This window comes from Chryseobacterium endalhagicum (assembly GCF_016745235.1).
GTDB classification, from domain to species: Bacteria; Bacteroidota; Bacteroidia; order Flavobacteriales; family Weeksellaceae; genus Chryseobacterium; species Chryseobacterium endalhagicum.
On record NZ_JAELVM010000001.1, the window covers coordinates 769,980 to 782,694 of the forward strand.

Here is a 12,715-nt window from a genome sequence, read left to right on the forward strand (position 1 = left end):
TCTGTCATTCAAAAAAAATCGGTTCCCATTGATAATCTAAAATTTGAATTCAAAAAAACTTTATCTTTGCTGCTATGATTTTACGAGGAGAAAACTTAATCAAAGAATACGGTCCTAAAAAAGTAGTAAAAGGCGTTTCTGTACAGGTAGAACAGGGAGAAATTGTTGGTTTGCTGGGTCCCAATGGAGCAGGAAAAACCACGTCGTTTTATATGATCGTAGGACTGGTTAAGCCTACTTCCGGGAAAATTTTCCTGGACAAACAGGAAATCACCAGCGATGCGATGTACCGCAGAGCACAAAAGGGAATAGGGTATCTTGCCCAGGAGGCTTCCATCTTCCGAAAGCTGTCTGTGGAAGAGAACATCATGGGTGTTTTACAGCTTACCAAACTCTCAAAGCGTGAACAGCAGATCAAATGTGATGAGCTGATCGAAGAATTTTCTCTGCAGCACGTGCGTAAAAACAGAGGAGATCTTCTTTCCGGAGGAGAAAGACGTAGAACCGAAATTGCCCGCTGTCTTGCCACAAGCCCTAACTTTATCCTTCTTGATGAGCCTTTCGCAGGGGTAGACCCGATTGCGGTAGAAGATATTCAGAAGATTGTAAGAAGCCTCGTAGACAAAAATATCGGAATCCTGATTACCGATCACAACGTACAGCAGACCCTGGCGATCACCAATAAAACATACATTATGTTTGAAGGAAATATCCTGAAAGAAGGACTTCCGGAAGATCTTGCGAACGATCCGCAGGTAAGGGAAGCCTATCTTGGTGAAAACTTCGTCTATCAGAGTATTTTGGATAAACCGAAAAAGAAAAAATATATTTATAACATCTGGGCTGGTAATTTTGACTCAAAACAACAGTTTCAGGGGTTTACAGATGAGAATTTCGGGCAGTTTGATGATTTGAGACTAATGCACGGCATCGAAGATATCAGCTTTGCATCGCTGGCTAATTCTGAAATTGAATATATTTTCAACGAAGTGGTCGATAAAAATGCCAATAATTCTTTCATTTTCCAAAGAAAAGAACTTACATCACATTACACGCTGGAGCAGGCAGAAGCTGAATCCAAAGCGGCCAGCAGACCTGAACTGCATTACCTTACGACCTATTTCTACGAGGGGTAATTCGGGTTTGAGAGTTGGAGAGTCGGAGAGTAGGAGGGTCGGAGAGTTTTAGGGTTTGAAAGTTTCGATGTGTGGGATTCGGGTTTGTGAATAAGAAGATTCGGGAATTATAAATTATTAGGATACGTGATTCTGAGTTGGAAAATTTATGTCAGTAAATCCGGAAGCATTGAATGAACCGGCAAATACCTGGAGGCTGAGGCTCCCGAAGCCACCAGAAGTAATCTCTTCTATCTAAAATCTTGGTTCTTGGCTCTTGGCTCTTGATTCTTTAATCCCCAATTCACTATTCACTTGCGCAGCAAAATTCACCATTGCTATTTCTTAACCTCAATCTCAGTCTTAACCTCCTTAAGTCTGATGTCTGAAATCTGATGTCTGATGTCTAAAATCACCCATTATTCCCCGGACTTTGGCGCCCCGCAAAAATATTTTCCCAGTTATTAAAGACCAGATCAGATAAACGGTGCTGATTCATACTGTCTATAAAAGCCTGATAGGCGGTGTCTAAAAAGAATTTCAGACGGCAGTCAAACGGCATAAAAACACAGGGTTTTGAGTGACAGTTAATAACCGGAGTGTCATCCTGTTCCAGCAAATGGATCAGACTGCCCAGTCCTGTATTGAGCGCTTTATCTGAAATATAAATGCCGCCGTTTTTACCTCTTTTTGTGATGACAAGCTCTTCTTTGGATAAAAACTGAACCACCTTAATGAGATGATTGCGTAATATATTCAGCTGTTCAGACAATTCATCCAGCGAAGAAGATGCTGTGCTGCCTTTTTTGTTTAAATAGATCAATACACGCAGACTGTAATCGGTAAAATGGTTCAGTTTCATTGGGTAATTAATTAAAATGAAGCAATTGAGGGCCAAACTCCTCATATAGAATATCTTCCTGTGCAACCCCGAGTTTGATCAGAGAGTCATACTGTACTTTGATAAAGACTTCCGGTCCGCAAATATAATACTTTGCATCATCAATCAGCACTTCGTCTCTGAGTTCCGCCAAATTGATTCTTCCTTCCTTTACAGAATCGTTTCCGTTTTGAGATAGAGTTTCATAGAAAACATGAGTCGTAAGCCATTCACTGTCCTGATTCAGGCGGTCAACATTATCTTTAAACGCATGAACTTTTTCATTTCTACAGCTGTGAAGCCAGACTGTGGTATTTTCCTGAAGCCTTTTTTTATTGGTTTCCAGCATGCTCAGAAGGGGAGTAATTCCTATACCTCCGCTGATCAATACCAAAGGCTGGTTGCTTTCAACCCCTGCATGAAATACGCCCGATGGAGCACTTACCCATATTTCATCCCCCGTTTTTTTATGATGCAGCATATTGGAGACAACTCCCTCAGGAACATTTCCATTACTTTCTTTTTTAACAGATATTCTGTAATATTCCGGGTTGAAAGCGGATGAAAGACTGTACTGTCTGGCCTGTTCATGTCCTAAAGCGGGAATAAATAACTTTACAGAAAGATACTGTCCCGGAAGATAATCAGCAATAGATGCCTGATCTTTTGGCTTCAGATAAAAAGATTTCACTTCACTGCTTTCTTCGGTAATTTCCGAAATGATGAATGTTCTCCAGCCTTTCCATCCGCCTTCTTTTTTTAGATTGGATTGGTAAAGCTCTGCTTCAATGGAGATCATGATCTGGGCCAGTTCATTATACGCCTCTGTCCAGGCTTCTATTAAATCATCAGATGCTGCTTCTCCCAGTACTTCTTTAATGGAAGAAATTAAATGATGGCCTACAATATCATACTGTTCCGGACTAATATTCAGGCTTACATGCTTATTCCCGATTGATTTTAATACATTGATCAGAACCTCAGGGTTTTCAATATGTTCAGCATACGCAAGAACTGCTCCGGCAAGAGCATGCTGCTGTTTTCCACTGGCCTGGTTGCTCATATTGAAAAGATTTTTCAGCTCAGGGTGGTGTTTGAACATTCTTGAATAAAAATGTTTTGTGAGATCTGTTCCATTGGTTTGTAAAACCGGTACCGTCGATTTGACTAATTTTTTTTGATTAGAGTTCATCTTGTTTTGTTTAATAATGAGACAAATCTACAAAAAGAATTCTAATTGTTGTATTTAAAATACAACAATATGATTTTAAACATTTATTTGAAAAAAACTCTGATTTCTCCCTAAAAATGCCTAATTTTTGATTAACGAATTCTCATGGCAAAACCTTTTAACAGAACAGTCACATTATTTGGAATCTACAAACAGCTGGTTCCATTTATCAGGCCTTACCGTTTAATGATTTACGGGACGCTGTTTCTTACCTTTTTAGGAGCCCTTGCCGCGCAGGTCAATCCTATTGTTTTAAAATACACGGTAGATGAGGTCACGAAGCTCACGCATCTTCCTCATCCAATGTCAGAAGGGATTCATATTCTGGTCGTGATTTCAATTATTTTACTGGGAAAAGAACTGCTTAATATTTTTATCAACTTCGGGCAGAAATTTTACGGGGAAAAAATAAGGATCAACGTAAGTTCTGTGCTGGCACAATCTGCGATCGACAAGATCCTGATGTACAGAGTTGCCTATTTCAACGATGAAAATCATGAATCCGGAAAACTGCAGATCAGGATAGACAGAGGTATTGAAAGCCTGACCAGGCTGGTTCAGAACTTCTTCATCGATATACTGCCGCTTTTCTCCAATGCCATTATTGCACTTATCATCATGTACATGCAGAATGTGTATGTGGGAATGGTTTCCACGATCATTGTTCCGATCTATTTTTACATCAGCTCACTTCAGGCCAAAAAACTGGGTGGAGTACGCCGCCAGCTCAGAAATCAGAGAGAAAGAAAAACTTCAGGGTTGCTTAATCTGATCAATTCCATAATGGTGATCAAAAGTTTTGTCCGCGAAAAATTTGAAGGAAAAAAACAGTATGATTTACAGATGGAGCTGATGGAAAGCCAGATGTTCACCAGAAAAACCAACTTTATTTACGACGGTTTAAAAACTTTTATTGAACAGTTTGGAGTGGTTTTAATCATTCTTTTAACCGTTTATCTGGTGCTGGATCAGCAGATGACCATTGGTGCGATTATGCTTCACATCATGCTGTTCAACAATATTTCTGCGCCCATCCGCCAGCTTCACAGGATTTATGACGATATGAATGATGCTATGATCTACGCTGAAGGATATTTCGAAATCCTTAACGCAGATGACGAAAAAGAACCGAACGGAACTTTTGTAGAAAAGGAGATCAAAGGTAATTTTGAACTGAAAAATGTAGACTTCACCTATCCGAACGGGACAAAAGCGCTGCACGATGTTTCCATGAAAATAGAGAACGGAAAAACTACAGCACTCGTAGGATTAAGCGGTGCCGGAAAATCAACGGTGATCAATCTTTTATGTAAATTTTATCTGCCGGATTCAGGAGAAATTCTGCTGGATGATGTTAATTTAAATGAGTTTGACAATACTTTCCTGAGAGATGATCTGGGGCTGGTATTGCAGAAAAACCATATTTTCCAGGGAAGCATTGAAGACAACATCCGTTACGGGGATATGAATGCCAGTTTTGAAGAAATTCAGGAGGCTTCAAGAAAAGCCTACCTGCATGATCAGATTCTGGATCTTCCGGACGGTTACCAGCATGATGCCACGCAGCTTTCGGGAGGCCAGCAGCAGAGAATTGCCATCGCAAGGCTGTTTCTGAAAAACCCTCCGATTATATTTCTTGATGAACCCACCGCCAGTCTGGATGCTATTGCTACAGAGCAGATCAAAAATTCTCTGGATGCCATCAAAGAAGGGCGTACTGTGGTAATTATTTCGCATTCATTATCACAGATCCTGGATTCCGATACTATTTATGTGATGAAAAAAGGAAGGGTAGTGGAAAGCGGAACTCATGATGAGCTGGTTCAGCTTAACGGGACTTACCGTGAAATCTTTGATGCTTCTGCCAGAAGTTTAAATCTGGATAAACTGGTGAATTCTTTTAAGGATAATTAATCTTAATTTTTCTTTTTTTCAAAAGATTTTATACGCAAAGTCGCAAAGGCTTTTAAAATATATTACTTTTTTAAGACGCAAGAAAATCAAAGATTTTCAGCAAGGGGAATGGTTGAGATTGCTTCGTCGCTTTGCTCCTCGCAATGACAGCGGTACTCAATTTTATCGGAGATAAAATCTTTGCGCCTTATACCATATTTTTGCCATAAAACTTGCGCCTTTGCGTGGCTCCAACTTCAGATTTTATCTATTTAAGTAACTTTTCTCAATAATCAATCCTGTCATACTCCAACCAAATACAATTTGTAAACGATAAATATCAAAAAAGCAGTCCAATTTATATTTTCAGACGAAAAAAGATTGATAGATTTGCGATATCAATATGAATGATCACTATCTTAAAAAACTGGACAGGGTAACGGCTATTCTCACGCAGCTGCAGTCGAAACCCACGGTAAGGGCACAGGACCTTGCTGCAAAATTTGATGTGAGTATCCGTACGATTTACCGTGATGTGAAAACCCTTGAGAATGCCGGAATTCCAATAATAGGTGAAGCGGGGAACGGATATTCGCTGATGGACGGTTATAAGCTTCCGCCTGTCATGTTTACGAAACAGGAAGTATTAAGTTTTATCACGGCGGAAAAGCTGATGCAGAAATTTTCCCACGAAAGTTTGGGAAGCCATTACCAGACCGCAATGGAAAAGGTACGCTCTGTGCTTCGGCATTCGGATAAAAACCTGATCCGGGATATTGAAAAGCAGATTGATGTGTATAATCACCATGCCCATTCAGGAGATACGGTGAAAAATGTGATTCCTACTATTCTGGAAAGCATTGCAGACAAAACGCAGTTGAACATTGAATATAAAACGGTGGATTCCCGGGTAACGAACAGAACCGTAGAAGCGGTCGGCGTTTTCTTTGAATTCAATTACTGGTATATCATGGCGTTCTGTACGTTGAGAAAAGATTTCAGGCAGTTCCGTGTTGACAGAATTCTTCAGATCTTTAAAACTCAGAATCCTTTTTCCCAGGAATACGGACAGATCAACGATTACAGAAGGTATTCAAACGGCGAAAAGACAAGGGTAAGGCTTTTGGTGGAGAAAAAAATAATAGGACATATCGTTAATTCAAAAAGATATTACGGATTTATCGAAGAAAAGGAAACAGAGCATGGAATTGAAATGATCTTTGATACGGAATGGATTGATGAAGGTTTTCCCCGCTGGCTGATCACTTTTGCAGATTATGCAACCATTTTGGAACCGGAATCTTTGAAAACGAAAATTAAAAATTTAACTGAAGGTATTTCAAGAAAACTGGAAGAGTGATAGGAGGGAAGCTGGAAGAGGGAGGATGGAAGTTACTATTAGTCTTGCAACTTCTGGTGATCATCAAATTTGATGAGATAACTTTTAAAGAATAATAAAAGATCTTGTAGCTGTTTTTTGATTTGAATAACTTCCATCATCCAGCCTCAGACTTCCTTACTTTAATAAATATAAAATTATGAAAACTATATTCTTACGCGGGTTTTTATTAATTGGACTTGTATATTCCGGTATTCTTTCTGCCTGCTCGGTGTTTTTGCTGAAAGGAAAGAACCATTGTGTAGTTGGTTTTAATGAAAACTGGAAAACAATGCCCGGAATGATTGTGGTGAATAAGCGGGATATTCAGAAAAGAAATATCAGCTGGGAAAACCTGACGACTGATAATTCAGCCTATGCCAAAGCATGGACTTCCAAATACGGATCCGTAACTTTTAACCTTCTGGGATATGATTTTCCGTGTTATGGTGTGAATGAAAAAGGTCTTTTTCTGGTTGAGCTTTATCTTGAAGAAACGACGAAAGTCCTCAATCCCAAACAGGCCAATATGTTCTGGGCTCAGTGGATTCAATATCAGCTGGACAATTACAAATCGGTACAGGAAGTAGTGGAACATCTCAATGAAGGTCCCAATATAGACTGGTGGCCGAATGCAGCGGGAAGTCATTTTTTTCTGAGTGATGCGAAAGGAAATACGGCTACAATCGCTTTGCTGAACGGGAAATATAAAGTGCTGACGGATAAAGATATGCCGATGCCGCTTTTATGCAATAATCAGTACAAAAAAGATTTCGAAAATGTTCAGCAGTTTGATTTTTTAGGCGGACAGAAGAAATTTGATTTTGCTGAACAGGGGAAATGGGAAGACCGTTACAACCGGGCTTATTATATGCTTAACAGCTATCAGTACGATAAAAAACCGGTAGATTATGCATGGAATATTTTGAATTCAATCCATGCAGGGGAGTGGCAGACCATTATTGATGTAAAAAATATGAATCTGTATTTTCGCTCAGATCTGAAAAAAGAAATTAAAACCATTGATCTCCGCCAGCTGGATTTTTCCAAAAAAGCTGCTGTGAAATTTTTGGATATCCACACAGACAATCTGGGGAAAGTCAATGACAACTTTCAGGCTCTGACCCTGAATAAAAATAACGAATATGTAGAAAAAGGATTTCCCATCGGATATGATAATAAAGAATTCGGTACTTCGGAAACCTTTGTAAAGCTTAAGGCCAATATCATTAAGTTCTTTAAAAGTATCCTGCCTGAATAAAAATATGGGCTTTCTCAAAATTGATACGGTCTTTTTTTATTAGTTTACCACGCAAAGTTCGATTTTGATTTTTTACTTTCCTTTAGATTGAGTATCACCTAAAGTAAAAACTCTGAGTGGTAAAAAATTATTAAATTTAACGCAAAGTTTCATTCTAATTCCGCATACCTTGAGGGGGCAAAGACGGAATCAATTTACATTGATTCGATTAAGCGAGCGTATTGTCCATTCGCTTCATTACGACGCAGTCGAATTCTTTGCTTTCCTTTAAATTTAACATTGTCTAAAGTAAAAACTTTGCGTCTAATAAAATAACTCCTTTTGCCAGCAACCTCGAAAAATAATCTCTAAAGAAAAAAAGACAAAGACCATTGGCAGGTAAAAATCTAAATCTTCCTTTCCATCATTGACGGTTTTAGTAAGTCTTAAAAATAAGTCTTAAAGAATAAACAACAATAATAATCCCCGAAGCCTTTGGATTCGGGGATTATTATTGTGAGACTTTTTAGACAGCCTCCTTAGGAAATTTATATAATTTGAACAAAGAAAATTTTATTTAAACTGAAAGACAAAAATCAAAAACAACAAAATCCGGGTGTCTATATTTAATGAATGGATAATTTGAATAATTGTGACTCTGCTGTTTCATCTTTTTGTCTGGATTGAATCATCATTTTCAGTCTGAATAAAGGCATCAAAGATCCTAAAATCTCTCCCAAAAAAAAGGGGGTTCAATTCCTAAAGCTCTCAGATAGGTATATCCCTGGCCTCTGTGGTGAATTTCATTATCTACGAAGTAAAGAATATTCTGATACACCGGGAATTCATACTGACCGAATAAATTGAAAGTTTCCTGAAAACGCTCTTCCGAAATCTGGTTGAAATAATGGTTGATCACTTCAGTTTCTTCATCCCACTTCTTCAGAATTTCTTCTTTAGTTTTAGGGTTGAATCCTTCCTCATCGTAAGCTTCCATATTTTTATTAATAATTCCTTTCAATGCAGGTCCTGCGATGCTGATAAGCTCTACTGCCAGTTTTGCAAAAGGTCTCATTCCGCCTACTGAAAACTCAAATAATTCTTTTTCAGGAAAAGCTTCAATCACTCTTCTTGTCAGGTTTCTGTGCCCTTGCCAGTGCTCTATTAATTGATCTGTGGACATGAATTGTTTCGTGGCTGTTGCTGTAGTTGTCATAATTGTATTGTTTTGTTTGTTATTGTTGATACAAAGGTATGACAGCATTATGACAACAGTTTGTCAGTAGGATTTTTAATGTTTAAAAATTATTTTTTCTTTCCTAAAATATATGCGGATGTTTCCCGTTTAAATGTAAATTGCATTAATAAAAAACATCTCAGTATTAAATTCAAGAAATGAAGAAGTATATTTTGCCCGTTATTCCTGTTTTTTTATTAATATCATGTAATAAAATCGAAGAGAAAATTGACCAGACTGTTCAGAAAACTACTGAAACTGTTCAGCAGAAAGCCCAGCAGGCGGTAGAAGAAACCGTGAAGAAGACAGTCAGCGAATCAATTAATTCCTTAACGAATTCCCAGGACGTAAAATTTAATGAGGTATTTCCCGATGGCGGAAAACCAGTCGTAACCGAAGATACCGGAAAGAAATTTAAATTTCCTAATGGCTCCGAAGGATACATCTTTAAATATAAAGCAGATATCGCTGCCTTACTTCCGTTTCTGGAAAAGCAGCCTTCCTCCGACGAAAGTAAATCTGATAAGACAGCCCGTAAAATAGACGGACAAAGCATCATTGATAAAATAACCTTCGTTTCTAAATTCCTTCCGGAAAATACTTTTGATACCAGTTTCCTGGAAGATATCAAAAACGATAAAAATATAGAATATTACCGACTGAAAAGGTTTCCCAACAACAGTACAATAATCTATAACCCTAAAAACCAGACCATCATACAATATGTAGAGGTAAATAAATAATTTGTGAGTGGCCGGATTTATCCGGTCATTTTTTATACACAGTCATTGAGAACCATTCGCGAAACAGTTCTGTTGAAAAATACGTTTCAGAACGGATGAAATCATCTTATTCTACTTTCTGCTATTCATTTTGTCAGACAGAATAGGAAGTTATTACTATTTCTTTTCAGATTATTAATAAGCCACTTCATGTTTTATAAATCAAGTCTTATTTTTTATAGAATAATAATAATATTCATTGCATAGGACGGGAAAGGGATTTTTAATATATTTTTATTTATTGTATTTAATATTTATATTTTTACTAGATTTATTGAATTATTATCAACGTATGAAAAGAAAATCATTCAATAAAAAAATATGTGTATTAGTGTTGAGCGGAGCAGGTACTGTGGTATATGCTCAGGAAACGGTAAAAGAAAACAATATAGATGAAGTCGTGGTTACTACAGGTAGAACTAAGCCCAGAACCATCATTACATCAGCAATTCCTATTGATAATATTTCGGCAGCACAGCTAAAATCCACAGGACAAATTACTTTTGATAAAGCATTGACGTACTCGGTACCATCTTTTAATTCATCACAGCAAACTGTTTCTGATGCAACGGCTCATTTTGATCCGGCAGATTTAAGGGGATTAGGGCCTTCCAGAACATTAGTTTTGGTTAATGGTAAAAGAAAAAATCAAAGCGCTTTAATTTACGTAAATGATACACCGGGAAAAGGTGAGGTAGGTACGGATCTGAAGAGTATTCCATCTGCTGCCTTACAGAATGTAGAGGTTTTAAGAGATGGTGCATCTGCACAATATGGCTCTGATGCTATTGCAGGAGTGATCAATATTATTCTTAAGAACAGCGTTGGAAAAAGTGCAGTCAATCTTTTTTCAGGCATTACTTCAAAAGGAGACGGCTTTAATATCGGAGCAGATTTTAATACAGGAATCAGAGTGGCAAAAAATGGAAGTTTGAACCTTACATTGGGATATTCTTCCCAAAATAAAACCAACCGTGCTGGTTCTGTTACAAAAGATGAACTTTTTGGTGTTGATAATGCCTGGACGCAGGCTAATCCTGGTTTAGGAATGATTATAGGACAACCGGAGACAAAAGTTGCCAATATGTTTGTAAATTTTGAATTGCCAACAGGTGAAACAGGCAAGTTTTATGCTTTTGGTGGTACAACGTACAGGAATGGAACCAGTTATGGTTTGTATAGAACACCCTATTGGGTAAGTTCAGATTTTGGTTTATTAACTCCAACAGGACAACCTTATAATGGATTTCAACCGGAATTTAAAACAGATGTTTATGATTATAATTTAACCTCCGGGTGGAAGGGCATGTTTGGAAAATGGAGTTTTGATGGGAGTGCTGCCTTTGGCTCTAATGCGGTAGATTATGTTGTAGGAAACACTATTAATACATCGTTGGGTGGAAATTCACCAACCCGTTTTAAAGCGGGTGGTCATCAGTTTAGTAATATTATAGGAAACATAGATGTCAACCGGAATTTTGGTGTGTTTGTTTTAGGAGCTGGCGTTGAAGTACGTAATGAGAATTATCAGGCAAAGGCAGGAGAGGAGGCGTCTTATATAGGAAGTGGTGCAGAATCATTTCCAGGACTGCAGCCTCAAAATGAAATCAATAAAAATCGTCAGAATATTGGAGCTTATATAAATTCTGAATGGGATGTTACGAAAAACCTGTTACTTGGAGGAACTGTGAGGTATGAAAACTTTAGTGATTTTGGAAATAATGTTTCCTGGAAAGGAAATGCAAGATATAAATTGCTGGATGATAAATTAGTTTTCCGCGGGTCTGTTTCTACAGGATTTCGGGCACCTTCATTACACCAAATTTACTATTCCAATGTTCAAACCAAAATTACAGGGAATACTGTAGCTAATCAGGGTACTTTTAACAATGACTCTCAAATTGTAAGATCTGATCTTGGGGTACAAAAATTAAATGCTGAAAAAGCCTTTAACATTACCGGGGGATTTGCCGTAAAACCTTTTAAGAACCTTACGATTACAGCAGATTATTATAGAATAAAAATTAAAGACCGGGTGCTTTTCTCAGGAGATATTGGTTACAAGACCGGTGCTCCGGGTAGTCCGGATATAACAAACCCTGTGGAAGTAATATTAAACAATAATAAAATTACCTCTCTGAAGTTTTTCACGAATGCTGTAAATACAGTTACTGAAGGGGTAGATTTTGTAGCTAATTATTATACTTCCGCTATTGGCAAAGGAAGATTGGGAGTTATTGCTGCTTTCAATTATAACGAAACTAAAATAGTAGATAATATTGCCGTTCCATCTATTTTGGCTGAAAACGGTTACTCAGAAAACTTTTTTGATAGAAAAGAACAATCCAGAATTACCTCTGCAAGGCCAAAAACAAAAACGATTCTTAGTCTTTCGTATGACTTTTCAAAGTTTAACTTTAACCTTAATAATACTTATTTTGGTTCTGTTACATGGCAACATGCAGCTGATCCTGCCAAAGATCAGACATTTTCCGGTAAGGTGATTACAGACATCGTTTTAACATATAAAATCACCAAAGATCTTAAGGTTTCCGGAGTCGTAAATAATTTATTTAATATTTATCCGGATGTAATAGACAGTAAAGGAGATGTAGTCACTGATCTTGGAGGAAGGTTCAAATATCCTTGGGAGGTAAACCAGTTCGGATTTAACGGAACAACTTTCCAGCTAAATGTTAATTATACTTTTTAATCTATAAATAAAAAAATTAGCAGTGCTTTATCATGCTTAACTAAATCCCTTTTAGACGCAATCATCTGTGAAGATCCGCGCAATCTGGGGTAAAACAAAAAAAAATAGCAAAAAGGCAAAACATAAAATCTAAAAAATTAACACCCAAATATTCAATAGGAATGGGCTTTAGCCCATTCAAAAATTAAAATAGTCCATCCGACTTCAGCCAAAACCTAAATCCATCATTTTAACCATAATTATCTG

General features: G+C 37.5%; 8 protein-coding genes and 1 pseudogene. 6 read left to right on the forward strand and 3 right to left on the reverse strand.

Translation table 11 applies throughout. The features are described 5' to 3' along the window. Positions 1-74: 74 nt before the first annotated feature. Positions 75-800: pseudogene (gene lptB, locus JET18_RS03450) on the forward strand (LPS export ABC transporter ATP-binding protein); the annotation flags it as partial. Between the two features lie 727 nt (positions 801-1,527). On the opposite strand, the gene JET18_RS03455 reads toward lptB, so the two are convergent. Together JET18_RS03455 and hmpA are read right to left on the reverse strand one after the other, a co-directional pair. Then, a complete protein-coding gene (locus tag JET18_RS03455) occupies positions 1,528-1,977 on the reverse strand; it encodes an Rrf2 family transcriptional regulator (protein WP_202089215.1) in 450 nt (149 codons plus the stop codon). A gap of 7 nt (positions 1,978-1,984) precedes the next feature. Further along, complete coding sequence (gene hmpA, locus JET18_RS03460; protein WP_202089216.1) at positions 1,985-3,187, reverse strand: NO-inducible flavohemoprotein; 1,203 nt, start codon at positions 3,185-3,187, stop codon at positions 1,985-1,987. Between the two features lie 225 nt (positions 3,188-3,412). Between hmpA and JET18_RS03465 the strand changes: the two genes are divergently transcribed. From JET18_RS03465 to JET18_RS03475, 3 genes are all read left to right on the forward strand, one after another. Further along, positions 3,413-5,140, forward strand: coding sequence for an ABC transporter ATP-binding protein (locus tag JET18_RS03465; protein ID WP_202090700.1), 1,728 nt, complete (start codon positions 3,413-3,415; stop codon positions 5,138-5,140). Between the two features lie 382 nt (positions 5,141-5,522). Further along, positions 5,523-6,479, forward strand: coding sequence for a helix-turn-helix transcriptional regulator (locus tag JET18_RS03470; RefSeq protein ID WP_202089217.1), 957 nt, complete (start codon positions 5,523-5,525; stop codon positions 6,477-6,479). 178 nt (positions 6,480-6,657) lie between these two features. Beyond that, positions 6,658-7,758 (forward strand): linear amide C-N hydrolase, encoded by a 1,101-nt coding sequence (locus JET18_RS03475; RefSeq protein WP_202089218.1) that lies wholly within the window; start codon positions 6,658-6,660, stop codon positions 7,756-7,758. A 703-nt stretch (positions 7,759-8,461) separates the two neighbouring features. Here the strand turns inward: JET18_RS03475 and JET18_RS03480 are convergent. Continuing rightward, entirely contained in the window at positions 8,462-8,953 is a 492-nt protein-coding gene (locus JET18_RS03480; RefSeq protein WP_202089219.1) for a DinB family protein, read from the reverse strand. A 179-nt stretch (positions 8,954-9,132) separates the two neighbouring features. On the opposite strand from JET18_RS03480, the gene JET18_RS03485 reads away from it, so the two are divergent. Both JET18_RS03485 and JET18_RS03490 read left to right on the forward strand, forming a co-directional pair. Next, entirely contained in the window at positions 9,133-9,717 is a 585-nt protein-coding gene (locus JET18_RS03485; RefSeq protein WP_202089220.1) for a hypothetical protein, read from the forward strand. Between the two features lie 331 nt (positions 9,718-10,048). After that, entirely contained in the window at positions 10,049-12,469 is a 2,421-nt protein-coding gene (locus JET18_RS03490) for a TonB-dependent receptor plug domain-containing protein (protein ID WP_202089221.1), read from the forward strand. Positions 12,470-12,715 lie beyond the last annotated feature (246 nt).

What these genes read in the sequence shown, in the direction of transcription:
- JET18_RS03455 (WP_202089215.1), bottom strand. Translation starts at nt 1,977, where the DNA reads ATGAAACTGAACCATTTTACCGATTACAGTCTGCGTGTATTGATCTAT.
- hmpA (WP_202089216.1), bottom strand. Translation starts at nt 3,187, where the DNA reads ATGAACTCTAATCAAAAAAAATTAGTCAAATCGACGGTACCGGTTTTA.
- JET18_RS03465 (WP_202090700.1), top strand. Translation starts at nt 3,413, where the DNA reads ATGATTTACGGGACGCTGTTTCTTACCTTTTTAGGAGCCCTTGCCGCG.
- JET18_RS03470 (WP_202089217.1), top strand. Translation starts at nt 5,523, where the DNA reads ATGAATGATCACTATCTTAAAAAACTGGACAGGGTAACGGCTATTCTC.
- JET18_RS03475 (WP_202089218.1), top strand. Translation starts at nt 6,658, where the DNA reads ATGAAAACTATATTCTTACGCGGGTTTTTATTAATTGGACTTGTATAT.
- JET18_RS03480 (WP_202089219.1), bottom strand. Translation starts at nt 8,953, where the DNA reads ATGACAACTACAGCAACAGCCACGAAACAATTCATGTCCACAGATCAA.
- JET18_RS03485 (WP_202089220.1), top strand. Translation starts at nt 9,133, where the DNA reads ATGAAGAAGTATATTTTGCCCGTTATTCCTGTTTTTTTATTAATATCA.
- JET18_RS03490 (WP_202089221.1), top strand. Translation starts at nt 10,049, where the DNA reads ATGAAAAGAAAATCATTCAATAAAAAAATATGTGTATTAGTGTTGAGC.